This is a genomic window from Pseudarthrobacter sp. rb (genome assembly GCF_056389225.1).
In genome coordinates, this window is sequence record NZ_JBWJAR010000001.1 from 235150 (window position 1) to 258644 (window position 23495).

General features: G+C 65.9%; 21 protein-coding genes and 1 tRNA gene. All 22 read left to right on the top strand.

Features of this window, described 5'->3' with window-relative positions; all coding sequences use genetic code 11:
* The first annotated feature begins 160 nt into the window (after positions 1–160).
* The 22 genes from ACWRN3_RS01030 to ACWRN3_RS01135 all read left to right on the top strand — a co-directional run bounded on the left by ACWRN3_RS01030 (position 161) and on the right by ACWRN3_RS01135 (position 23346).
* The gene (locus ACWRN3_RS01030; protein ID WP_476739643.1) at positions 161–1270 is read left to right on the top strand and encodes a BMP family lipoprotein; all 1110 of its coding nucleotides are present in this window, start codon (positions 161–163) and stop codon (positions 1268–1270) included.
* 180 nt (positions 1271–1450) lie between these two features.
* Positions 1451–3037 (top strand): ABC transporter ATP-binding protein, encoded by a 1587-nt coding sequence (locus ACWRN3_RS01035; RefSeq protein WP_476739644.1) that lies wholly within the window; start codon positions 1451–1453, stop codon positions 3035–3037.
* A complete protein-coding gene (locus ACWRN3_RS01040; protein ID WP_476739645.1) occupies positions 3030–4412 on the top strand; it encodes an ABC transporter permease in 1383 nt (460 codons plus the stop codon). Before ACWRN3_RS01035 ends, ACWRN3_RS01040 begins: the two co-directional genes overlap by 8 nt.
* On the top strand, positions 4409–5734 hold the full coding sequence (locus tag ACWRN3_RS01045) for an ABC transporter permease (RefSeq protein WP_476739646.1): 1326 nt from the start codon (positions 4409–4411) through the stop codon (positions 5732–5734). Before ACWRN3_RS01040 ends, ACWRN3_RS01045 begins: the two co-directional genes overlap by 4 nt.
* A gap of 20 nt (positions 5735–5754) precedes the next feature.
* Positions 5755–6162 carry a cytidine deaminase gene (locus tag ACWRN3_RS01050; RefSeq protein WP_324645231.1) on the top strand — a complete coding sequence of 136 codons (408 nt, stop codon included), beginning with the start codon at positions 5755–5757 and terminating at the stop codon, positions 6160–6162.
* Positions 6159–7475 carry a thymidine phosphorylase gene (locus tag ACWRN3_RS01055; protein ID WP_476739647.1) on the top strand — a complete coding sequence of 439 codons (1317 nt, stop codon included), beginning with the start codon at positions 6159–6161 and terminating at the stop codon, positions 7473–7475. Before ACWRN3_RS01050 ends, ACWRN3_RS01055 begins: the two co-directional genes overlap by 4 nt.
* Before the next feature lie 6 nt (positions 7476–7481).
* Positions 7482–8111 (top strand): DedA family protein, encoded by a 630-nt coding sequence (locus ACWRN3_RS01060; RefSeq protein WP_476739648.1) that lies wholly within the window; start codon positions 7482–7484, stop codon positions 8109–8111.
* A gap of 133 nt (positions 8112–8244) precedes the next feature.
* Positions 8245–8970: a DedA family protein gene (locus ACWRN3_RS01065; protein WP_324644551.1), complete on the top strand. Its 726-nt coding sequence runs from the start codon at positions 8245–8247 to the stop codon at positions 8968–8970.
* Positions 8971–9023: 53 nt separating this feature from the next.
* Positions 9024–10160, top strand: a complete 1137-nt coding sequence (locus tag ACWRN3_RS01070) for an adenosine deaminase (RefSeq protein WP_324644552.1) — start codon at positions 9024–9026, stop codon at positions 10158–10160.
* Positions 10161–10239: 79 nt separating this feature from the next.
* Positions 10240–10830 (top strand): MazG nucleotide pyrophosphohydrolase domain-containing protein, encoded by a 591-nt coding sequence (locus tag ACWRN3_RS01075; protein ID WP_255175545.1) that lies wholly within the window; start codon positions 10240–10242, stop codon positions 10828–10830.
* Positions 10831–10948: 118 nt separating this feature from the next.
* Positions 10949–12229, top strand: coding sequence for a phosphopyruvate hydratase (gene eno / locus ACWRN3_RS01080; RefSeq protein WP_110542781.1), 1281 nt, complete (start codon positions 10949–10951; stop codon positions 12227–12229).
* 136 nt (positions 12230–12365) lie between these two features.
* Positions 12366–13046, top strand: coding sequence for an FtsB family cell division protein (locus tag ACWRN3_RS01085; protein ID WP_476739649.1), 681 nt, complete (start codon positions 12366–12368; stop codon positions 13044–13046).
* A gap of 27 nt (positions 13047–13073) precedes the next feature.
* Positions 13074–13745 carry a DUF501 domain-containing protein gene (locus ACWRN3_RS01090; RefSeq protein WP_255174851.1) on the top strand — a complete coding sequence of 224 codons (672 nt, stop codon included), beginning with the start codon at positions 13074–13076 and terminating at the stop codon, positions 13743–13745.
* Entirely contained in the window at positions 13742–14689 is a 948-nt protein-coding gene (locus ACWRN3_RS01095; protein WP_476739650.1) for a Ppx/GppA phosphatase family protein, read from the top strand. Before ACWRN3_RS01090 ends, ACWRN3_RS01095 begins: the two co-directional genes overlap by 4 nt.
* A 4-nt stretch (positions 14690–14693) precedes the next feature.
* Positions 14694–16076: a S8 family serine peptidase gene (locus ACWRN3_RS01100; protein WP_476739651.1), complete on the top strand. Its 1383-nt coding sequence runs from the start codon at positions 14694–14696 to the stop codon at positions 16074–16076.
* A 58-nt stretch (positions 16077–16134) separates the two neighbouring features.
* Positions 16135–17598, top strand: coding sequence for an NAD(P)/FAD-dependent oxidoreductase (locus ACWRN3_RS01105; RefSeq protein WP_476739652.1), 1464 nt, complete (start codon positions 16135–16137; stop codon positions 17596–17598).
* Positions 17599–17710: 112 nt separating this feature from the next.
* Positions 17711–17784 (top strand) — tRNA-Leu (locus tag ACWRN3_RS01110).
* Positions 17785–18031: 247 nt separating this feature from the next.
* Positions 18032–19264 (top strand): branched-chain amino acid ABC transporter substrate-binding protein, encoded by a 1233-nt coding sequence (locus tag ACWRN3_RS01115; RefSeq protein WP_159632549.1) that lies wholly within the window; start codon positions 18032–18034, stop codon positions 19262–19264.
* A 153-nt stretch (positions 19265–19417) separates the two neighbouring features.
* Complete coding sequence (locus tag ACWRN3_RS01120; RefSeq protein ID WP_159632548.1) at positions 19418–20425, top strand: branched-chain amino acid ABC transporter permease; 1008 nt, start codon at positions 19418–19420, stop codon at positions 20423–20425.
* Positions 20422–21669: a branched-chain amino acid ABC transporter permease gene (locus ACWRN3_RS01125; RefSeq protein WP_476739653.1), complete on the top strand. Its 1248-nt coding sequence runs from the start codon at positions 20422–20424 to the stop codon at positions 21667–21669. The genes ACWRN3_RS01120 and ACWRN3_RS01125 overlap by 4 nt, the downstream gene beginning before the upstream one ends.
* Positions 21666–22646 (top strand): ABC transporter ATP-binding protein, encoded by a 981-nt coding sequence (locus ACWRN3_RS01130; protein WP_255174856.1) that lies wholly within the window; start codon positions 21666–21668, stop codon positions 22644–22646. The genes ACWRN3_RS01125 and ACWRN3_RS01130 overlap by 4 nt, the downstream gene beginning before the upstream one ends.
* Positions 22633–23346, top strand: a complete 714-nt coding sequence (locus ACWRN3_RS01135) for an ABC transporter ATP-binding protein (RefSeq protein ID WP_255174857.1) — start codon at positions 22633–22635, stop codon at positions 23344–23346. The genes ACWRN3_RS01130 and ACWRN3_RS01135 overlap by 14 nt, the downstream gene beginning before the upstream one ends.
* The last annotated feature ends 149 nt before the right edge of the window (positions 23347–23495 follow it).

Here is a 23495-nt window from a genome sequence, read left to right on the forward strand (position 1 = left end):
GGCGTGCTATGGGGACGTGGCGCAGGCCACTAAAGTAAGTGCCATCAGTGCGCTCCGGCGCAGTGCTGCGTGCCTTCAGTGAAAACAGAATTTCAGCGCCGAAACGGACACTCATTGAATTCCAGCCCGTAGCGCCACTCGCATCATCCCTGGAGGAAAATTGAAGAAATCACTGCGTGCCAGCTTCAAGCGCGGTTCAATGGCCGGCGTGGCCACCCTCGGTGCGTCCGCGCTTGTACTTACCGGCTGCGGTGCGGCCCCCGAAGCCGGAAGTACAGCATCCGCAGGTGCCAGCGACTACACAGGCTGCATCGTTTCGGACTCCGGCGGGTTCGATGACCAGTCCTTCAACCAGTCCTCCTATGAGGGCCTGAAGAAGACCGAGAAGGACCTTGGCATCAAGGTCAACCAGATCGAGTCAAAGACCAACAACGACTTCGAACCCAACCTGCGGGCCATGGTTACCGCCGGCTGCAACCTGACCATCACGGTCGGCTTCCTGCTGGGCGACGCCACCAAGGCACAGGCAACGGCCAACCCGGACAAGCACTTCGCCATCATCGACTTCGGCTATGACCAGCCCATCAGCAACGTCAAGCCCATCATCTATGACACCGCCCAGGCGGCATTCCTGGCCGGCTACCTGGCCGCAGGCACCACCAAGACCGGGACCGTGGCCACCTTCGGCGGCATCAAGATCCCCACCGTCACCATCTTCATGGACGGCTACGCGGACGGCGTGAAGTACTACAACCAGCAGAAGGGCAAGAACGTCAAGCTGCTCGGCTGGAACAAGGACGCCCAGGACGGCAGCTTCACCGGCGACTTCGAAAAGCAGGACGTTGGAAAGCAGCTGACCAAGAACTTCCTGGACCAGGGCGCTGACATCGTCATGCCGGTGGCCGGTCCAGTGGGCAAGGGTGCAGGAGCCGCGCTCAACGAAGCCAAGGCTGCCGGCAAGGACGTCAAGCTCATCTGGGTTGACTCCGACGGCTACCTCACCGCCCCGGACTACAAGGGCATCATGCTCTCCTCGGTCATGAAGCAGATGGGCGAGGCCGTGGAGACCGTGGTCTCCGAGGACAAGGACGGCAAGTTCAACAGCACCCCGTACGTGGGCACGCTCGCCAACGACGGCGTGCAGCTGGCACCCTTCCACGACCTCGATTCCCAGGTCCCCGCGGAACTGAAGTCCGACCTCGAGAAGATCAAGAAGGACATCGTCGACGGCAAGCTGAAGGTCGAGTCCGCAGCAAGCCCCAAGGCCTGACCCACCACACGAAGCGCCACCGCCGGTCCGTCACCCACTGGCCGGCCGGTGGCGCTTTTTGCTGGCCTGACGTTTACCGCGCGCGGCCGGCGCCTCCCGGTACTGCAGCCACTAGGCTGGTGCTGCAGCCATATATCCCGTCCGGTCTGATCACCGGACGCTTCGAGATTGGTCAGAGTTTTGAAACTTGAGCTTCGAGGGATCACCAAACGCTTTGGCACGCTGCTGGCCAACGACCACATCGACGTGGTGGTTGAGCCCGGGCAGATCCACTGCCTCCTTGGAGAAAACGGGGCGGGCAAATCCACCCTGATGAACGTGCTCTACGGGCTGTACGAGCCCACCGAAGGCGACATCCTCATCGATGACAAGCCCGTCACCTTCCGCGGGCCCGGCGACGCCATGGCTGCGGGAATCGGCATGGTGCACCAGCACTTCATGCTGGTGCCGGTCTTCACCGTGGCGGAGAACGTAGCCTTGGGCGCGGAACCCACCAAGGCGGCGGGCTTCCTCAACCTGGACCAGACCCGGCAGCGCATCAAGGAGATCTCGGACCAGTACGGTTTCGACGTGGACCCGGACGCCCTGGTGGAGGACCTGCCGGTGGGTGTCCAGCAGCGGGTGGAAATCATCAAGGCGCTGGTCCGGAATGCCAAGGTACTGATCCTCGATGAACCCACGGCCGTGCTCACGCCTCAGGAGACGGATGAACTCCTGGACATCATGCGCCAGCTCAAGTCGCGCGGCACCTCCATCGTCTTCATCTCGCACAAGCTGCGCGAGGTCAAGGAAGTCTCGGACACTATCACCGTGATCCGCCGGGGCAAGGTGGTGGGCACCGCCGATCCTGCCGCCTCCACCACCGAGCTCGCCTCGATGATGGTGGGCCGGGCCGTGAGCCTGACCCTGGACAAGGCCGCTGCCCAACCCAGGGAAACCACGTTCGACGTCCGCGACCTCACCGTCGTCGCGCCCAACGGCCAGCACGTGGTGGACCACCTCAGCTTCCACATCAAGCGCGGCGAAATCCTGGCCATCGCCGGCGTGCAGGGCAACGGGCAGACCGAACTCACCGAAGCCATCCTGGGCCTGCAGGAGCGGGTCACCGGCTCCATCGTCCTGGATGGCAAGGAACTCGTGGGCCGGTCCGTCAAGGAAGTCCTGGACGCCGGCGTCGGGTTCGTGCCCGAAGACCGCAAGGTGGACGGGCTGGTGGGCACCTTCTCCGTGGCCGAGAACCTGATCCTCGACCTGTATGACAAGCCGCCCTTCGCCAAGGGGATCAGCATGAGCCCGGCGAAGATCATGGAGAACGCCAAGGCGCGCATCGGTGAATTCGACGTCCGCACACCGTCGGCTGCAGCGGCGGCCGGAACCCTGTCCGGTGGCAACCAGCAAAAACTGGTCATGGCCCGTGAGCTCTCCCGGCCCCTGCGCCTCTTCATCGCTTCCCAGCCCACGCGCGGCGTGGACGTTGGCTCCATCGAGTTCCTGCACCGGCGGATCGTCGCCGAGCGCGACCAGGGCACCCCGGTGATGATTATTTCCACCGAGCTCGATGAAGTCATGGAACTGGCCGACCGCATCGCAGTGCTCTACAAGGGCAAACTGGTGGGCACCGTTCCCGCCGGGACCAGCCGGGACGTCCTGGGCCTCATGATGGCAGGCATCCCGCCGGAAGAACACGCACCGGCAGACCATGCACATACCCCGCAGGCCGGCACCCCGGCCCCTGCCGCCAACGCCGAGGGAGCCGACCATGCCTGACCAGCAAGCCCCAGAAAACGCCCCGGACCCGCAGTCCGCACCTTCGCCGCACAACGGCCAGGAGACTGCACCGGGGGAACAGACCGCGGCAGTGGTGGCCGTCGATACCGCCGGCGGAGCCATGCAGCCCTCAGCGGTGCCGGCCACGGCCCAGAGCGGACAGCTGCCCGGTGGCTCCGACACCGTTTTGCGCCGGATCTTCACCGGCAGCGGCATGGTATCGGTGCTCGCGGTGCTGCTGGCGCTGATCCTCGGCGGCTTGCTCATCGCGAGCACCGACAAACAGGTCTCCACCACCGCCGGCTACTTCTTCGCCCGGCCCACGGACATGCTGGCGGCGGTCTGGAATGCCGCCACCCGCTCCTACATCGCCCTGTTCCAAGGTTCGGTGTTCAACCCCCGCGGCAACGGGCTGGCAGCACAGTTCGCCCCCTTCATGGAAACCCTGACCATCGCCACGCCGCTCATCACGGCCGGCCTGGGCGTGGCGCTGGCATTCCGGGCCGGGCTGTTCAACATCGGTGCGCAGGGCCAGATCATCGTGGCGGGCATCCTGGCCGCGTGGGTGGGCTTCGCGCTGCACCTCCCGGTGGGACTGCACCTGCTGCTGGTGCTCGTGGCCGGAATCGTCGGCGGCGCCCTCTGGGGCGGTCTCGCCGGCCTGCTCAAAGCACGCACCGGGGCACACGAGGTCATCCTGACCATCATGTTCAACTACATTGCGCTGTACTTCCTGCGCTACCTGCTGAACACGCCCGCATTCCAGCGGCCGGGGGAGTCGAATCCGATCTCGCCCATCCTGGATCCCAGCGCCGTTTACCCGCAGATCCTGGGCAGCCAGTACAGGCTGCACCTCGGCTTCATCCTGGCCATCGGCGCCACGGTCCTGGTCTGGTGGCTCCTCAACAGGTCCACCGTTGGCTTCGAATTCCGGGCCGTGGGCGCCAACCCCAAGGCAGCGCAGACCGCCGGCATCAACGTCTCCCGGTCCACCATCCTGGTCATGGCCATCGCCGGCGGCCTTGCCGGCATGTCCGGCGTGGCCCAGGTTGCCGGCACCGAGAAGGTGCTCACCGACGGCGTCGCCGCCACGTACGGCTTTGACGCCATCACGGTGGCACTGCTGGGACGTTCGACGCCGTGGGGCACCTTCGCCGCCGGCCTGCTGTTCGGCGCCTTCCGCGCCGGGGCGGTCCAGATGCAGATCCAGACCGGCACCCCCATCGACATCGTCCTGGTGGTGCAGTCCCTGATTGTCCTTTTCATCGCCGCACCGCCGCTGGTCCGGGCCGTCTTCGGCCTGAACCCGCGGCGCAGGAAGCCCGCGCGCGCAGCCAAGTCCGGGCAGGCAGCCACTACCGGAGGTGCCGCATGAGCACAACAGTTTCATCGTCCAGGCCCGGCAGCCCGCAGCCCGGGGGCTCCAAGGCGGCCGCACCCGCCGCGGCGCTTTCGGCCAAACCGGTCAGCTGGAAGACTCCCGTCCTGCTCACGGTGTTCGCCCTTGTCTCCCTGGTGTTCTTCGGCTTCCTGGCACCCAGCCAGACAGCCAGTTTCGGTATCTCCACAGGGGGCGACTTCTTTCAACTTCCGGCGCTGGAAATCAATGCCTTTGCGGGCGGCATCGTGCTGTCGGTGCTGCTCGTGGCACTCGCCGCCTACGCCGTCTTCCTCAAGACCAGGAACCAGCCCGCGCCCGGCTGGCTGGCGGTCACCTTCATCGTGATCTTCGTGGCGGCCTTCCTCATTTGGGTGGTGGGCGGGGCCCGCACGCCCACCATCTCGCTGGCCGGCCTCATCGCCGGATCCGTGACGCTCGCGGTTCCGCTGGTGTTCGGTTCGCTGTCCGGTGTCCTGTGCGAACGCGTAGGCGTGGTGAACATTGCCATCGAGGGGCAGCTCCTGGGCGGGGCGTTCACCGCGGCCATCGTTGCCAGCATGACCAGGAACGCCTTCATCGGACTGCTCGCTGCAGCCGTTGCCGGGGCGGTGGTGTCCATGGTCCTGGCCCTGTTCAGCATCAAGTACCTGGTCAACCAGATCATCGTCGGCGTCGTCCTCAACGTGCTGGTATCCGGCGTGACGGGCTTCCTGTTCAGCACCGTGATGCAGGCCAACAAAGCACAGTTCAACTCGCCGCCGGGCCTGGACGTCATTGATATCCCCATTCTTTCCGCGATCCCGATCATCGGGCCCATCCTGTTCCGGCAGTCCCTGGTGGGCTACCTCATGTACGTGGCCGTCGCGGTGGTCTGGGTCGGCCTGTTCAAGACCAGGTGGGGCCTGCGCGTCCGTGCGGTGGGGGAGCACCCGCAGGCGGCGGACACCCTGGGCATCAACGTCAATGCCACCCGGTTCTGGAACGTCACCCTGGGCGGTGCCGTCGCCGGCATTGGCGGCTCCTTCTTCACCCTGGTAGCGATCGACAGCTTCACCAAGGAAATCTCCGGTGGCCGCGGCTTCATCGCCCTGGCGGCGCTCATCTTCGGCCGCTGGAACCCGGTGGGCGCCTTCTTCGCGGCACTGCTGTTTGGGTTCGCGGACAACCTGCAGAGCATCGTGACCATCATCGGAACGCCCGTGCCCAGCCAGTTCATGGCCATGCTGCCCTACCTGGTAACCGTACTCGCCGTCGCCGGCCTGGTGGGCAAGTCCAGGGGGCCTGCCGCCAGCGGCATCCCCTACGTCAAGGGATGACCGCCGTGGACAAGGGACAGATGGACCCGGCACAAACGGTGGACTGGGCAGCGCTGGAGTCCGCCGCCGTCGACGCCATGAAGAATGCGTACGCCCCGTATTCAAAGTTTCCGGTGGGAGCCGCAGCCCTGACGGGGGACGGCCGGATCGTCAGCGGCTGCAACGTTGAGAACGCCAGCTACGGGCTTACCCTCTGCGCGGAGTGCGTCCTGGTGGGGGAACTGCAGATGACGGGCGGGGGACTGCTGCGGGCGTTCTACTGCGTGGACGGCCAGGGTACCGTGCTCATGCCCTGTGGCCGCTGCCGGCAGCTGCTGTACGAATTCAGGGCTCCCGGCATGGAGCTCATGACCAGCCAAGGCATCAAAACCATGGACCAGGTGCTGCCCGACGCCTTTGGTCCCGAACACCTGGAGGAGACCCGGTGACCGACAGCAAAGCCGAAGCGTTCGACGTCGTTGATATCATCCGGACCAAGCGCGACAAGGGGACGCTGAGCCCCGAACAGATCGACTGGACCATCGACGCGTACACGCGTGGGGCCATCGCGGACGAGCAGATGGCAGCCCTGAACATGGCCATCCTGCTCAACGGAATGGACCGCACCGAAATCGCCCGCTGGACGGCCGCCATGATCGCCTCGGGAGAGCGGATGGATTTCTCCAGCCTTCGGCGCCCTGACGGCGGCCTGAAATACACCACCGACAAGCACTCAACCGGTGGGGTGGGGGACAAGATCACCCTGCCCCTGGCTCCGCTGGTGGCAGTGTTCGGCGTTGCTGTCCCGCAGCTGTCCGGCCGCGGGCTGGGGCACACCGGCGGCACCCTGGACAAACTCGAGTCGATTCCGGGATGGCGGGCCAACCTGGCAAACGACGAAATCCTGGCCCAGCTCCAGGACGTGGGGGCGGTCATCTGCGCCGCCGGTGCCGGCCTGGCCCCGGCGGACAAGAAACTCTATGCCCTGCGCGACGTCACGGGAACGGTTGAGGCCATCCCGCTGATTGCCTCCTCCATCATGAGCAAGAAGATCGCGGAGGGCACCGGGTCCCTGGTCCTGGACGTCAAGGTGGGCAGTGGAGCCTTCATGAAGGATGAAGCCAAAGCCCGCGAACTGGCCGAGACCATGGTGGCGCTCGGCAAGGACGCGGGGGTCAACACCGTCGCGCTGCTGACCAACATGAACACCCCCTTGGGACTCACGGCCGGCAACGCCATTGAAGTCGAGGAATCGGTGGAGGTGCTGGCGGGCGGCGGCCCGGAGGACGTGGTGGAACTGACCGTCCGGCTCGCCGAGGAGATGCTGGCCTGTGCAGGGGTTCACGACGCCGACCCCGCCGCCGCCCTCAAGGACGGCCGGGCCATGGATGTCTGGAACCGGATGATCACCGCCCAGGGCGGCGACCCCCGCGCGGCGCTGCCGGTGGCCAGGGAATCCGACGTCGTCTATGCCCCCGCCGATGGGGTGCTGGTGGAGCTGGATGCGCTCGCCGTCGGTGTGGCTGCGTGGCGGCTGGGTGCCGGCCGCGCCCGCAAGGAGGACGCGGTACAGGCGGGGGCCGGGGTGCGCATGCATGCCAAACCCGGCGCCACCGTGCGGGCAGGGGAGCCCCTGATGACACTGCTCACCGACACTCCGGAGCGGTTCGCCCGTGCCCGGGAAGCCCTGGAACACGCAGTGGTCATCGCTCCGGAAGGTTCGCGGCCCGCCCAGCAGCTCATCATCGACCGCATAGCATAGGGACCCATGCAGGCCATCAATGACTTCATCCTCGCCGCAGCCGGCCAGCCGTGGGTGCTGGTCCTGGTGCTGGCGTGCTGCGTCATTGACGGCTTCTTCCCGCCCGTTCCCAGTGAGTCCGTGGTGGTGGGCCTCGCCGCCGTGGCCGCCACCGCGGATGTTCCCAACCCGCTGCTCCTGGTGCTTGTAGCGGCAGCGGGTGCATTCCTCGGGGACAACATCGCGTACCTGCTGGGCCGCCGGGTGGGCACCAGGCGCTGGGCGTGGATGCGCGGGCCGCGCATGCAAAGCGCGTTCCGCTGGGCGGGCCGGGAGCTGCACAAACGGCCGGCATCGCTGATCCTGGTGGCCCGCTTCGTCCCGATCGGCCGGGTGGCGGTAAACCTGACCGCCGGGGTCACGCATTACCCGCACCTGCGGTTCGTGGGCCTGACCGTCCTTTCGGCGAGCCTGTGGGCCGGCTACTCGGTGGCGATCGGGCTGTTTTTTGGCCAGTGGTTCGAGAACAACCACGTCCTGGGCGCAGCGATTGCCATTGTCTGCGCGGTAGCGCTGGGCATCGTGGTGGACCTGGTCATCAACAAGTTCCGGGGTAAACCCAACGTGGTGGAACGGATCCGGGAACCCGGGGCCTGACCAGCGCGTTTAAGGGGTAATTCCGGGCATTGGGGCGTAGCGGACAGGGCCCGGGGCGTGGGACACTTAGGAACGATTTCCGCTTTGGCTGCGGCACTTTGGCTGTGTCATTTTTCTACAGGAGCAACACCGCGTGGAGTTTATTAATGAGGCCGTGCTCCATGCAGCGGGCCAGTGGTGGATTTACCCGGCGCTGCTGGTGTTCTTCTTCGTGGACGGCTTCGCCATGGTGGTCCCCAGCGAGACCCTCATCGTGGCGCTCGCAGCCTTCTCGCGGCACAGCGGCGAACCCAATCTCTGGATCCTGGGCCTCACTGCACTTGTTGGCGCCATTGCCGGTGACAACATGGCCTACATGCTCGGCCGCAAGATCGGCCTGGAGCGGTGGGGATGGATGCGCCGGCCCAAGGTCCGGAAAGTCTTCGCCTGGGCCCGCTATGAACTCGAGAAACGCGGCGCGGTACTGATCTTCACCGCCCGCTACATCCCCTGGGGCCGTGTGGCGGTCAACTACGTCGCCGGAAGCACCGGCTTCTCGCACCGCAGGTTCTTCGTCTTCGACGCCTTTGCCTGTGTGACGTGGGTGGCCTACTCCCTTGGCATCGGCCTGCTGGCCAGCTCGTTCCCGTGGCTGCACCACAACCCGCTGCTGAGCGCGGGCATCGCCGTCGTCTTTGCCATTGTCTTGGGTGTGGTCATCGACCACCTGCTCCGCTGGTGGCACAAACGGCTGGGCCGGCATGACGCCCCCGAGGCGGACGAGTGGGCCGAAGGGTCCTCCGGTTCCGGGCAGGAACGCAGGCCCGGCACGCAGGCCCTCGTGGTGCCCTCGGCAGAGGCCGGCCCCGCGGCCAAGTAGCGGCCGGCTTTGAACGGCTGGCTTTGAACTGCGGCCCACCCTAAGGTGGGAACGTGACTGAGCCCATTGTTGACGCTGCCCCTGCCATCGATTTTGACCTGAAGAGCCTGCCCAAGGTTTCCCTTCACGACCACCTGGACGGAGGACTCCGTCCGGCCACCATCATCGAGCTGGCGGAGGCCGTTGGCCACACACTTCCCTCAACGGACCCCGTGGCCCTGGGACAGTGGTTCCGCGAATCAGCCGACTCCGGATCCCTGGTCCGCTACCTGGAAACTTTCGACCACACGGTAGCCGTCATGCAGACCTACGACGGCCTGTTCCGCGTTGCCAAGGAGTTCGTCGAGGACCTTGCGGACGACGGCGTGGTGTACGGCGAGGTGCGCTGGGCGCCCGAGCAGCACCTCCAGAAGGGGCTCAGCCTTGATGATGCCGTGGAGGCAGTCCAGGACGGACTGGAGGCCGGCGTCGAGGCCGTCTCCGAGACCGGACGCGAGATCCAGGTGGGGCAGCTGATCACCGCCATGCGCCACGCCGACCGCGGCCAGGAGATCGCCGAACTCGCCGTCCGCCACCGCAACCAGGGCGCAGTGGGCTTCGACATTGCCGGCGCCGAGGACGGATTCCTGCCCAGCCGCTTCAGGGACGCCTTCACGTACCTGGCCCAGCACAATTTCCCCGCCACCGTACACGCAGGCGAGGCTGCCGGGCTGGAGAGCATCCAGTCCGCGCTGGTGGACGGCCGCGCCCTCCGGCTGGGACACGGCGTCCGCATCGCCGAGGACATCATGGTGGAATTCGACGATGACGAGGAAGCCGGGGACACCGTTGGCCTGGTCACCCTCGGCGACCTCTCCAGCTGGGTCCGCGACCGCGGCATCGCCCTGGAAATCTGCCCTTCCTCCAACCTGCAGACCGGCGCCATCGCGGAGTTCGGCGAAGGCATCGAAAGCCATCCCCTGGACATGCTCTACCAGCTGGGCTTCAACGTCACCATCAACACCGACAACCGCCTGATGAGCGGCGTCACCCTGACCGACGAGTTCAACCTGCTGGTGGAAACCTTCGACTACGACCTCGATGACCTGCTGGAGCTGACCCTCAACGCCGCCGAGGCATCCTTCCTGCCCCTGGAGGAAAAGGAAGCGCTGGTGGAGTACATCAACGACGCCTACGCCAACCTTGGCTGATCCGGATTCGCGGCCCGGCAGTTCTGCAACGGCGGAACTGCTGGGCCTGATTGCCCAGCTGCGCGTGCACTGCCCCTGGATGGGCGCCCTGACGCACGCGTCGCTGGTGGAATACCTCCTGGAGGAGGCCTACGAAGTGGCCGAGACCATCGAGGAAGGCCACCCCGACGCCGAGCTGCAGGGCGAGCTCGGTGACGTGCTGCTCCAGGTGGTGCTCCATGCCCGCCTGGCTGAGGAGCGCGGCGCCTTTACGTTCGACGACGTGGCGCGCGGCCTGGGTGCCAAAATGATCCGGCGGAATCCCCATGTCTTCCGGCCTGACGGCTCCCTGCAGGACAGCTTCCCGGCCACCGTGGCGGAGATCGAGCAGAAGTGGGATGCCGTAAAGCGGGCCGAAAAGCCGGAACGGCAGGACCCCTTCGAAGGCATCCCGCAGGCCCTCCCGGCGCTGGCCAGGGCGCAGAAGTCCCTGGACCGTGCAGCGCGTGCTGGCCTTGGGCTCCCCGCGGGGACTCCCGTCCCTGAAAGCGAGGACGAGCTCGGAAACCTGCTGCTCGCCGTCGTGCGTTCTGCGCGGGACAACGGCATGGACGCTGAGCGCGCCCTGAATGCCGCCGTCCGCCGCTACCAGCGTGACCAGAGTGACCAAAGCGACCAAGCGCCATCATGACGTCCCGGCCTTGACCGGTTTGAGTAACCCGGAGCACTCTCGACTAGGCTGGACCGTGACGAGTACGTCGAGTTTTCTGCCTGATTCCCCCCGTTAATCGCCCATAAGGAGCAAATTCATGGCGCTTATCGATGCCATCCACGCCCGCGAGATCCTCGATTCCCGCGGCAACCCCACCGTTGAAGTTGAAGTCCTGCTGTCGGACGGCCAGATCGGCCGCGCCGCGGTTCCCTCCGGCGCCTCCACCGGTGAGCACGAGGCCGTTGAACTGCGTGACGGCGACAAGGGCCGCTACCTGGGCAAGGGCGTGCAGAAGGCCGTCGACGCCGTGATCGACCAGATCGCCCCCGCCCTGACCGGCTTCGACGCCACCGACCAGCGCAGCATCGACCAGGCCATGCTGGACCTGGACGGCACCCCCAACAAGGGCAAGCTGGGCGCCAACGCCATCCTGGGCGTCTCCCTGGCAGTCGCCAACGCAGCCGCTGCTTCCGCCGACCTGCCGCTCTACAAGTACTTGGGCGGCCCGAACGCCCACGTCCTGCCCGTGCCGCTGATGAACATTCTCAACGGTGGCTCCCACGCCGACTCCGACGTCGACATCCAGGAATTCATGATCGCCCCGATCGGCGCCGAGACCTTCTCCGAGGGCCTGCGCTGGGGCGTTGAGGTCTACCACAACCTCAAGTCCGTACTGCAGCAGAAGGGCCTGTCCACCGGCCTCGGCGACGAAGGCGGCTTCGCACCGAACCTGCCGTCGAACCGTGCAGCCCTGGACCTCATCACTGAGGCCATCAAGAACGCCGGCTACACCCCGGGCAAGGACATCGCCCTGGCCCTGGACGTTGCCTCCTCCGAGTTCTACAAGGACGGCGCGTACCAGTTCGAAGGCAAGTCCCTGTCCGCCAGCGACATGAGTGCGTACTACGGCGAACTCGTTGCCGACTACCCGCTGGTCTCCATCGAGGACCCGCTGGACGAGAACGACTGGGACGGCTGGAAGACCCTCACCGACGCCATCGGCGACAAGGTCCAGCTGGTGGGTGACGACCTCTTCGTCACCAACCCCTCCATCCTGCAGCGCGGCATCGACACCAGGACCGCCAACTCCCTGCTGGTCAAGGTCAACCAGATCGGTTCGCTGACCGAGACCCTGGACGCCGTCAGCCTGGCCCAGCGTGCCGGCTACACCACCATCACCTCGCACCGCTCCGGCGAGACCGAGGACACCACCATCGCGGACATCGCCGTGGCCACCAACGCCGGCCAGATCAAGACCGGTGCACCGGCCCGCTCCGAGCGCGTAGCCAAGTACAACCAGCTGCTGCGCATCGAAGAGGAACTGGACGACGCCGCACGCTACGCAGGCCGCAGCGCCTTCCCGCGTTTCAAGGGCTAGTAACCGCCTAAACCCATCCGCGGTGGCTATGGTTGAAAGACCATAGCCACCGCTGTTGTTTCCAGCAGCATTTGTTCAGCAGTGAACGTCCAGCACAGATAGTGGCGGCCCCGGCAGGCTGCGTTTCAGGAGTGTCATGGCTACCCGCCGCCCCAAAGTTCCCAAGGTCGCACCCGCCCGTCCAGCCAAGGCAACGGACGACGACGGATCCTCCGGCGGTGCCGAGGTCATCCGGGCGGATTTCCGGCCGGCCAAGGGCGGGTCCGCGGCAGCCCCCGCACCTGCAAAGGACAGCCACGCGGGCGGAACTGCTGCAGGCCGGTCCGGGAAAGCGGGGGAGGCCAAATCTTCGAAGCCCGCCGCCGGGCGCAAAGGCAGCAGTCCCGTTGACGGCAAGGATGCCCGCAGCCCCGAAGAGGAGCAGCATCCCGTCCCCGCCAAGGCGTTTTCCGGCCGCATGCTCGCACTGGCCGTGGTGATGATCGCCATCACCGTGATGCTGGCCCCCACAGTCAAGATCTTCTTCGACAAGAAGGCCGAAATAGACGCCCTGAATGCTGACATCGCCGCCCGCCAGGCCGAAGGCGACGTCCTCCGCCAGCAGGTGTCGCGCTGGCAGGACCCCAACTACGTCAAGCAGCAGGCCCGCGACCGCATTAACATGGTTATGCCGGGCGAAACCGGCTACTGGGTTTTTGGCAGCGATGAGCCGGCCGGAGAAAGCAGTAGCCCCGCCGGCGCAGCAGCACAAGACCCCGCCGATCTGCCGTGGGTGGATTCCCTGTGGGAGTCCATCAGGCGCGCGGCCACAGACTGAACCGCACAGGAAGGACGGCCCGCGACAGTGGAACACAACACGGCAGCCGCCCGGGACGAATCCCGCCAACCAACAGCACACGACCTTGAAGTACTGAGCAGGCAGCTGGGACGACCCGTCCGCGACGTCGTGGAGATTCCGGCCCGCTGCGTCTGTGGCAACCCCCTCGTGGCAGCCACCGCGCCCCGGCTGAGCAACGGCACCCCGTTTCCCACCACCTTCTACCTGACGCACCCGGTGATCACGTCCGCGGTTTCCAGGCTTGAGGCTGCCGGGGTCATGAACAGCATGAACGAGCAGCTGGCCGCTGACGCCGGGCTTGCCGCTGCCTACCGGGCGGCCCACGGGGAGTATCTGGCCGCCCGCGACGCCATCGGGCAGCGTTCCGGAATCGGTCCGGTGCCGGAGATCGACGGCGTGTCCGCCGGCGGGATGCCCACCCGCGTCAAGTGCCTGCATGTCCTGGTGGGCCACTCCCTTGCTGCGGGCAGCGGCGTCAACCCCCTGGGGGACCGGGCCCTGGACATGATCACTGAGTGGTGGACTGCTGACAAGTGCTACTGCGACGGCGCCTGGGACACCACCGGCGAGGCACCATCCCGGGACCTGAGCCGCCACGGGCCCCAAGGGCTCCCGGACATTGTGGGCCGCCCCGCCCCGGTCCGGAAATCCGCCGGAACCACAGAGGCATCCGAATGACCCGCGTCGCCGCCATCGACTGCGGCACCAACTCCATCCGGCTCCTGATCGCCGACATTGACCGCAGTAACGGCGGCACAAAGCTCACCGACGTCGTCCGGGAGATGCGCGTGGTCCGGCTGGGCCAGGGCGTGGACGCCACCGGCGAACTGGCTCCGGAGGCACTGGAACGCACGCTTGGCGCCACGGCCGACTACGCCCGCCTGATCAAAGAGCATGGCGCAGAGCGGATCCGGTTCGTTGCCACCTCCGCGAGCCGCGATGCACGCAACCGGGACGTCTTTGTGGACGGCGTCAGGGAGCTGCTGGGAGTGGAACCGGAGGTCATCTCCGGGGACGAGGAAGCGGCGTTGTCCTTTGCCGGGGCCAGCAGCGTGCTGCCCGTCCTCGACGGCCAGCAGGTGCTCGTGGTGGACCTCGGCGGGGGAAGCACCGAATTCGTCCTGGGCACCGCCGCCGGCGTGACCGCTGCCAAATCCGTGGACATCGGCTGCGTCCGGCTGACTGAACGGCACCTGCGCAACGATCCGCCCACTCCCGAACAGATTGCCGCCGCGGAAGCCGACGTGGACGAAGCCATGGCCCGCGCCGGACGCGACGTCCCCCTGGAACGCGCCACCGCCGTCGTCGGCGTGGCCGGGTCCGTCACCACCATCACCGCGCACGCGCTCCGCCTGCCGGAATACTCGCCCGACGCCATCCATGGGGCCGCGCTGCCCATCGGGGACATCCGCGACGCCGCCACCGACCTGCTGGAGATGACCCGGGCCGGGCGGGCTGCGCTGCCGTACATGCACCCCGGCCGCGTGGACGTCATCGGCGCCGGGGGACTGGTGTGGCGCCGCATCCTCGAACGGATGGGGGAGCTGACCGGCGGGAAGGTCACCACGGCCACCGCAAGCGAGCACGACATCCTTGACGGCATCGCCCTGAGCATCGGGTAGCCCCATGCATCCCACCCCAGCTTCAACCCCGCTTGCGTCCCGTGCCGCGGCCGCCGCGGTGGCTGTCCTCCTGGCCGCGTGCTGCTTGTTCGCCGGCCTGTTCACGGCCCCCGCCGCACACGCCGACGAGTGGCGCGACAAGGAGTACTGGCTCGCGGACTCGGGCATTACCAAGGCCTGGGAAGTGTCAAAGGGCGCCGGCGTGAAGGTGGCCGTCATCGACAGCGGCATCGATGCCCAGCACCCGGACCTCAAAGGCGCGGTTGTCGGCGGTTACGATGCCTCCGGCTCAGGCCAGCCGGACGGCCAGAAAAGCGTCGGCTCCAAGCCTGAACACGGCACCCTGGTAGCCACCATGCTCGCAGGCCGCGGACACCAGCCCGCCAGCGCGAGCCCCAGCCCCAGCCCCGGGCCGGCTGTTCCGCCGGACGGCATCATCGGCGTCGCGCCCGAAGCGCAGATCCTCTCCGTCTCCACCTGGCTGGGCTCGGCCAACCCCTCGGGCAAAAGCGACCAGGACCAGATTCCCGAGGCGGTCCGCTGGGCGGTGGACAACGGCGCCAAGGTCATCAACATCTCGCTCGGCAGCACCACGCCGCAGTGGCCGCAAAGCTGGGACGCCGCCTTCCTGTACGCGGAACAGAAGGACGTGGTCATTGTGGCCGCCGCCGGGAACCGGGTGGGCGGCAACACCCAGGTGGGCGCGCCCGCCACCATTCCCGGCGTCCTCACCGTCGCAGGCCTGGACCGCAAGAACGTGGCCAGCGTGGACGCCTCCTCGCAGGGCATCAGCATTGGAGTGGCTGCGCCGGCCGAGAACCTCCTGGGCGGCCTTCCGGGCGGAGGCTATGCGGAATGGGCCGGAACCTCCGGGTCCACGCCCATCGTGGCAGGCGTTGCTGCCCTGATCCGGTCCAGGTGGCCGGACATGAGCGCCGAACAGGTGATCAACAGGATCGTCTCCACGGCGAAGGACGCCGGCGCCCCGGGGAAGGATCCACTGTACGGCTTCGGCATCCTCAACGCCGAGGCAGCGCTCAAGGCTGACGTCCCGGAGGTTTCAGTCAATCCGCTGGGCACCATCGCCGAGTGGATCCGCGTGCACAGGCGGGGCAACGCCGCCCCGGCAACCCCGCTGCCCACCGCAACCTCAGCGCCCATCGCGGCACCCACGCTGCCCGAAGCCACCGTTCCCGCCGCGAAGCCACCGTCCCAGCGCGACAGTGCCATTGGCGCCGCCGTCGTGATCGGTTTCGCTGCCCTGTTCGTGGCCATCATCGCCGCCGCCGCCATCCAGCTCCGACGGGCGGCCCGCAACCCTTCCCTTGCCGTGGAAGAACCGGACACAGGCGTGGTGGAAAGGGTCAAATCGCGGCCTGACTCCTAGGTTACGGGGGCTCTGCACGGCTAGTGAAGATTTTCACAAACTCCTGTATCCTTGAACAATGGCAACCACCCCACAGCTCCAGGACCGTCCCAGGGTACTCGTCGTCGGCGGCGGGTACGTCGGCCTGTACGTAGCACTGAAACTGCAGAAGAAGATCGCGAATGCCGGTGGCATCGTCACCGTCGTTGATCCCCTGCCCTACATGACTTACCAGCCCTTCCTCCCCGAGGTGGCAGGTGGCAACATCGAAGCCCGCCACGCAGTGGTCTCCCACCGCCAGCACCTCAAGCAGACGGAACTCATCCAGGGCCGCGTCACGTCGATCGACCACGTTAACCGGACGGCCGTGGTGGCTCCTGCCGACGGCGGCGAGAACTTCGAGGTTCCCTACTTCGACGTCGTGCTCGCAGCCGGCGCCATCACCCGCACCTTCCCCATCAAGGGCCTGGCGGACAAGGGCATCGGCCTGAAGACCATCGAGGAAGCCGTTGCCCTGCGCAACAAGCTGCTGGAGCGCATCGAGGTTGCCTCCACCATGGCGGACCCTGCAGCCCGCGCCAAGGCCCTCACCTTCGTGGTGGTCGGCGGCGGCTTCGCCGGCATCGAGTGCATCACCGAGATGGAAGACCTCGCCCGTGCCGCCGTGCGCAACAACCCCCGCATCAAGCAGGAGGAAGTCCGCTTCGTCCTGGTCGAAGCCATGGGCCGCATCATGCCCGAGGTCACTGCAAAGCAGGCTGACTGGGTGGTTGAGCACCTGCGCAGCCGCGGCATCGAGGTCCTGCTGAACACCTCGCTGGACAGCGCCGAAGGCACCCTGAAGCTCATCAACCTCCCGGACAAGACCCCCGCCCAGGAGTTCGAGGCAGACACCCTGGTGTGGACGGCCGGCGTGCAGGCGAACCCGATGGTCCGCTCCACCGACTTCCCGCTCGAACCCCGTGGCCGCGTCCGCGTCCTGCCGGACCTGCGCGTCGCAGGCGACGAAGGCATTGTGGAGAACGCCTGGGCCGCCGGCGACATCGCCGCTGTCCCGGACCTCACCGGCAAGGGCCTCCCGGACGGCACCTGCGTCCCCAACGCCCAGCACGCCCTGCGCCAGGCCAAGCGCCTCGCCAAGAACCTGTGGGCTTCCCGTTGGGACAAGCCGCTGTCCGACTACAAGCACAAGAACCTTGGTGCCGTAGCAGGCTTCGGCGAATGGAAGGGCGTCGCCAACATCAACCTCCTGGGCCGCATCGGCCTCAAGGGTGGACTCGCGTGGCTGGCCCACCGTGGCTACCACGGCATGGCCATGCCCACGGTGGAGCGCAAGTTCCGCGTCATCCTGAACTGGATCATCGGCTTCTTCGCCGGACGCGACACCACGCAGCTGATGGACCTGGACAACCCCCGCGGTGCCTTCGTCTCGGCAGCCACCCCGGCACCGAAGCCTGCCGCTGCGCCCGCAGCGGTTCCGGCCGCCGGCTCCAGCGCTGCCGCCGCCGCTCCCAAGGAAACGGTAGCGGCAAACGCCAAGTAGCGCGCCTGTTCCACCACGCTTCACAGCGCACGACGGCGGCTGTCCCCTTTGCGGGGCGGCCGCCGTCGGCGTTTCCAGCCAACGCGTCCCGGGCAGGTACCATTGACCCGGCGCCCCAGTAGCCCAATTGGCAGAGGCAGCGGACTTAAAATCCGCGTGTTGTGGGTTCGAGTCCCACCTGGGGTACATCCTGTCCCTTCCGGCGCCGGCAGGGTTTGGACACCAGGAAGCCGCCAGGACACCACGCGGCGTCCTGCGTTTAATTACGCCAAGGCCACCACAGGTATAAAGCTGTGACCTCAGTCACTTAGTTTCGCTGCTGTCTATGCATTAGCTTGAAGCTAAATCAGGAATACCTGGTCCCATTCCGGGCGCCGAAGCGCCCCATTGATCCGCACGCGCATCGCATGGCCCTGTTTCGGAAGGCAGACAAATGTACCGAAAGAAAGTCCTCACCTCGTTGGCAGCAGCAGCCACATTCAGCATGCTGCTGTCGGCCTGTGCCAACCAGGCGGGCCCCGGCACCACCGAAAGCTCGGGTTCGTCCAGCAAGGTGAACATCCCCGCCATTTCGAAAGTCGACGTCCCTGCCGGTGCGGTAAAGCCCGCCGGTGACGGCAAGGCGACCTGCCCCGCGACCACCACGCTCGCCTACGCAGGCGCGCAGACCGGCCCCAACGCCCAGCTCGGTGTCAACATCTTCAACGGCATCCAGCTGGCCATTGACCAGCACAACAAGTCCAACCCGGGCTGCCAGGTCCAGTTCAAGAAGTTCGACACTGAAGGCGACCCCAACAAGGCCACCGGCCCCGTCACCCAGCTGGTGAGCGAGTCGGACATTGTGGGTGTGATCGGCCTGCCGTTCTCCGGCGAGTCCAAGGCCACGGGCAACATCTTCGAGCAGAAGGGCCTGGTCCACATCACCCCGTCGGCCACCAACCCCACACTGACCGAAAACGGCTGGACCACCTTCTTCCGCGGCCTCGGCAATGACGCCGTCCAGGGCCCCGCAGCCGCCAAGTTCCTCACCGGCAAGCTCGGCGCCAAGAAGGTGTACCTGGTCCAGGATGACTCCGACTACGGCATTGGCCTGGGAACCTCCACCTCCGCGGGCCTGGGCAGCGCCCTGGCCGGAACGGAGAAGGTGACCACAGGGCAGAAGGACTTCTCCGCCGTGATCTCCAAGATCATGAACGCCAAGGCCGACGCCGTGTTCTACGCCGGCTACTACGCCGAAGGCGCACCGTTCGACCAGCAGCTGGTTGGCAAGGGATTCACCGGAACGTTCGTAGCGCCTGACGGTGTGAAGGACGACCAGTTCATCAAGCAGGCAGGCGACGCTTCCAACAACGCCTACTTCACCTGCCCCTGCCTCCCGGGCGAGCTCATCCCCGACTTCGCCTCGGCCTACAAGGACGTTTCCAAGGGAGCGGAACCCGGTACGTACTCCATCGAGGGCTACGACGCCGCAACCGTCCTCCTCTCCGGCATTGACGCAGGCAAGCAGAGCCGTGCGGACCTGCTGGCTTGGGTCAAGGCCTACGACAAGGACGGCCTGAGCAAGCACTACAAGTGGGATGCCAAGGGCGAGCTCCAGGCCCCGACCGTCTACGGCTACAAGGTGGAAAACGGAAAGATCGTTCCCATCGGCCCCATCGGGGAGTAGCAACCAGCACGAACCGGCTGTGGGGGCCAGCATCAGCAGGCCCCCACAGCCTTTTCTTGGCTTGGCAGCAGCCCAGGACCAAGCAACGTCAATAGACACAAGTCCCACGGCCGGGCCCACAAGGCCGCGTGCAACTGGATCAGGATGTTCCCCATGCTTCCCTCTCTTGTCCCACTACTCCCGATGGAAAACGACTGGATCACCTTCGACATACCGTCGCTGGCCCAGAACTTCTGGAGTGCCACGTTTGACGGCCTCACGTTCGGGGCCATTTATGCGCTCGTAGCGTTGGGCTACACCCTGGTTTACGGCGTCCTGAACCTCATCAACTTCGCCCACTCGGAAGTGTTCATCGTTGGCTGCTACGCCGTCTTCTTCACCCTCAGCAGCCTTGGCTTCGGCCCCTCAGCTCCCCGGCTCGACATCTGGGCCATCATCCTGAACCTGTTGCTGGCGCTGGTCCTGGCCATGGTGGCGTCAGCCGTGACAGCCTTCCTGCTGGAGCGGATCGCCTACAAACCCCTGCGGCAACGGAACGCGCCCCGCCTGGTCTTCCTGATCACGGCCATTGGCGCTTCCTTCACCATCCAGTACCTCATTTACCTGTGGCGTGGCCCCAGCCCCGAACTGGCCCTGACCATGTTCCGGCCCACCCCCATTTTCGACGTCTTCGGTACCATCATCGATTCGCAGCAGCTGGTGATCATCATCGCCGCCGTGATCATGATGGTGGGCATCGACAGGTTCATCAGCAAGTCGCGCACAGGCCGCGGCATCCGGGCGGTCGCCCAGGACCCCGACACCGCCACGTTGATGGGCGTCAACAAAGAGCGCATCATTATTACCACCTTCGTCATCGGAGGACTGCTCGCAGGAGCCGCCGCCTTGTTCTACGTCATGAAAATCCCGTCCGGTGTCCAGTACAGCGGTGGTTTCGTCCTGGGCATCAAGGCGTTCGCTGCCGCGGTGCTTGGCGGTATCGGCAACGTGCGCGGTGCACTGCTGGGCGGACTGCTCCTTGGCCTGATCGGCAACTACGGCCAGATCCTGCTGGGCAACTCGCAGTGGACCGACGTCGTGGCGTTCGTGGTGCTGGTGCTCGTGCTGCTGCTGCGGCCCGAGGGCATCCTGGGAACCTCCCTTGGAAGGAGCAAAGCATGAGTATGACGGACGGCCCCACGCCGCTGCAGACAGCCGCGGCCGAGCAGGCAGCAGAGGAACGCGAAGCATCGTCAAAAGCGCCGGGCAGGAGCACACTCCGGCAGCAGGGCAAACGCAAGCCCGGCTACTTCTCCGACCGCTGGCACGCCCTGTCCCGCCAACAGCAGTGGGCCTTCCTGGTCATCGTGGTCGTCCTGGCCTACCTGCTGCCGCTGCTCAACCCGCCGATCATCACCACTGAACCCGGCAACAACTTCGCCCTGGCCTGTTTCGACATGGCACGCTTTGCGCTGATCGCCGTTGGCCTCAACATCGTGGTGGGGTACGTCGGCCTCCTGGACCTTGGCTACGTCGCCTTCTTCGCGGTGGGTTCGTACGTTGCCGCCATGCTGACCAGCCCGGATTCGCCCTACCTGCACATCCCTTACCTGTGGACGCTTCCGGTGGCCATGGCAGTCACCATGTTCTTCGGCGTCATGCTGGGCGTGCCCACACTCCGTCTCAGGGGCGACTATCTCGCCATCGTGACGCTCGGCTTCGGCGAGATCATCCGCATCCTGGCCACCATCATTCCTGCCATGAAAGGCCAGGTGGGTTTCCAGAACGTCGGCCACCCGCCGGGTGACGGGGCTGACGGAACGCCGATCTTCTCCAACTCAAACGGTGTGCCCTGGTACTGGCTGACCTTGACCATCATCATCATCGTCACCCTCCTGGTGGGCAACCTGGAACGCAGCCGGGTAGGCCGCGCCTGGATTGCCATCCGCGAGGATGAGGACGCCGCGGAAATCATGGGTGTTCCCACCTTCAAGTACAAGGTGTGGGCCTTCGCGATTGGTGCTGCCGTCGGCGGCCTTTCCGGAGCACTCTTCGCCGGGCAGGTGGGGTTCGTCAACAACCAGAAGTTCGACGTCACAACATCCATCCTGTTCCTCGCCGCAGTGGTGCTGGGCGGGGCCGGCAACAAGGTGGGCGCCATCCTGGGTGGAGCCCTGGTCAGCTACATCCCGTTGAGGTTCACGGCCATCGCCGAATACAAGTACCTGATCTTCGGGATTGCGCTGGTGCTGATCATGATCTTCCGTTCCCAGGGACTTCTGCCCGCACGGCAGCGGCTGCTGGCGTATGGCAGGACGGCACTTAATAAGGTCACCAGCCGCGACGGCACGGAGCCGAAAGACCCGAACAATCCACCAGCCGGCCCCGGGACGCATGCGGCCGGACAGAGAGGAGCGGAGGCATGAGCTCCGAGGAAAGGCACGCGGGCTCCAGCAGTGTGGAGGAGCAGTTGGCCCAGGACAGCACAGGCCAGGACAGTACGGTTCAGGACGGTTCGGCGGCCCCCGTCGCGCCGGAGCTGGACATCGAGGCCCTCGCCGAAGCAGGAGTGGACCAGGAATTGGCCGAGAAAGTGGCCCCGGACCGCGATATCGCGGTCAAGGTGGGCGACAACATTGTCGAGGTGCAGAACCTGACCATCAAGTTCGGCGGCCTGGTGGCACTGGACAACATCAGCTTCAACATCAAGCGTGGCGAGATCCTGGGCCTCATCGGGCCCAACGGCGCCGGCAAGACCACGTGCTTCAATGCGATGACCGGCGTGTACAAGCCCACCAGCGGAAAAGTGGTGCTGGAGGGGCAGGTCCTGAACGGCATCAAGCAGCACAAGATCACCCGGCTGGGCCTGTCCCGCACGTTCCAGAACATCCGCCTGTTCGGGGAAATGACAGCCCTGGAGAACGTGGTGGTGGGCCTGGACGCGCGGCACCGGACCAGCGTGGGCGGAGCACTGCTTCGCCTGCCCACCCACATCAAGGAGGAAAAGTCTGCCATTGAGCGCGGCATGGCCCTGCTGGACTTCGTGGGCATCGGCAGCCATGCGCATGTCCTGTCCCGGCAACTGCCGTACGGCTACCAGCGGCGGCTTGAGATTGCGCGTGCCTTGGCCACTGATCCAAAGGTCCTCTGCCTGGACGAGCCGGCTGCCGGCTTCAACCCGGCCGAAAAAGAGGAACTGATGGCGCTGATCCGCACCATCAGGGATGAGGGCTACACCGTGCTGCTGATCGAGCACGACATGAAGCTGGTCATGGGTGTGACAGACCGGATTGTCGTACTGGAATTCGGGAAGAAGATCGCGGACGGACTGCCGCGGGAGATCCGTGAAGACCCGCGTGTTATTGCTGCTTACCTAGGGGAGCCTGAAGATGACGTTGCTTGAACTTGAGGGAGTGTCCGTCCACTACGGCCGCATCCAGGCCCTTCGGGACATCTCCTTCACCGTCGACGAAGGCGAAGTGGTGGCGCTGATCGGTGCCAACGGTGCCGGCAAGACCACCACCATGCGGACCATCTCGGGCCTGCTGAACTGCTCCGAAGGCAGGATTACTTTTGAGGGCCAGGACATCACCAAGATGAAGGCCCACATCCGCGTGGTGCACGGAATCTCCCAGGCCCCCGAAGGGCGCGGCATCTTCCCGGGGATGACCGTCATGGAAAACCTCGACATGGGAACGTTCGGTCGCAAAGACAGAAGCGGCGTAGCGAAGGACCTGGACCGCGTCTTCGACCTGTTTCCGCGGCTGAAAGAGCGGGAAAAACAGTTCGGCGGCACGATGTCCGGCGGTGAGCAGCAGATGCTGGCCATCGGCCGGGCTCTCATGTCCAATCCGAGACTGCTGCTGCTCGACGAGCCCTCCATGGGCCTCGCCCCACAGTTCATCCGCCAGATTTTCAAGATCATCAAGGAAATCAACAACCAGGGCACCACGGTCCTGGTGGTGGAGCAGAACGCCAACCAGGCTCTGGCCGGGGCGCACCGCGCCTTTGTGCTGGAGACGGGGGAGATCACCCACAGCGGCACGGGCAAGGAACTGTTGGAAGATCCCACCGTCAAGGAGGCCTACCTGGGCGTGGGTTAGTTCCCGGTGGGGCCCGGTGCGTCCAGGGACGCAACGGTCACGGTTCGGTTGCAACCGGGCCCCTTGGGAACTTTCCCGGCGGCCCCCGCGTGGGAATTGGTAGCGTAACAACAAGCTCATCACCCACCCCACAATGGAGGAATCCCGCA

What these genes read in the sequence shown, in the direction of transcription:
- ACWRN3_RS01135 (WP_255174857.1), top strand. Translation starts at nt 22,633, where the DNA reads ATGACGTTGCTTGAACTTGAGGGAGTGTCCGTCCACTACGGCCGCATC.
- eno (WP_110542781.1), top strand. Translation starts at nt 10,949, where the DNA reads ATGGCGCTTATCGATGCCATCCACGCCCGCGAGATCCTCGATTCCCGC.
- ACWRN3_RS01105 (WP_476739652.1), top strand. Translation starts at nt 16,135, where the DNA reads ATGGCAACCACCCCACAGCTCCAGGACCGTCCCAGGGTACTCGTCGTC.
- ACWRN3_RS01095 (WP_476739650.1), top strand. Translation starts at nt 13,742, where the DNA reads ATGACCCGCGTCGCCGCCATCGACTGCGGCACCAACTCCATCCGGCTC.
- ACWRN3_RS01085 (WP_476739649.1), top strand. Translation starts at nt 12,366, where the DNA reads ATGGCTACCCGCCGCCCCAAAGTTCCCAAGGTCGCACCCGCCCGTCCA.
- ACWRN3_RS01120 (WP_159632548.1), top strand. Translation starts at nt 19,418, where the DNA reads ATGCTTCCCTCTCTTGTCCCACTACTCCCGATGGAAAACGACTGGATC.
- ACWRN3_RS01115 (WP_159632549.1), top strand. Translation starts at nt 18,032, where the DNA reads ATGTACCGAAAGAAAGTCCTCACCTCGTTGGCAGCAGCAGCCACATTC.
- ACWRN3_RS01100 (WP_476739651.1), top strand. Translation starts at nt 14,694, where the DNA reads ATGCATCCCACCCCAGCTTCAACCCCGCTTGCGTCCCGTGCCGCGGCC.
- ACWRN3_RS01040 (WP_476739645.1), top strand. Translation starts at nt 3,030, where the DNA reads ATGCCTGACCAGCAAGCCCCAGAAAACGCCCCGGACCCGCAGTCCGCA.
- ACWRN3_RS01130 (WP_255174856.1), top strand. Translation starts at nt 21,666, where the DNA reads ATGAGCTCCGAGGAAAGGCACGCGGGCTCCAGCAGTGTGGAGGAGCAG.
- ACWRN3_RS01050 (WP_324645231.1), top strand. Translation starts at nt 5,755, where the DNA reads ATGGACCCGGCACAAACGGTGGACTGGGCAGCGCTGGAGTCCGCCGCC.
- ACWRN3_RS01045 (WP_476739646.1), top strand. Translation starts at nt 4,409, where the DNA reads ATGAGCACAACAGTTTCATCGTCCAGGCCCGGCAGCCCGCAGCCCGGG.
- ACWRN3_RS01060 (WP_476739648.1), top strand. Translation starts at nt 7,482, where the DNA reads ATGCAGGCCATCAATGACTTCATCCTCGCCGCAGCCGGCCAGCCGTGG.
- ACWRN3_RS01075 (WP_255175545.1), top strand. Translation starts at nt 10,240, where the DNA reads ATGGGCGCCCTGACGCACGCGTCGCTGGTGGAATACCTCCTGGAGGAG.
- ACWRN3_RS01125 (WP_476739653.1), top strand. Translation starts at nt 20,422, where the DNA reads ATGAGTATGACGGACGGCCCCACGCCGCTGCAGACAGCCGCGGCCGAG.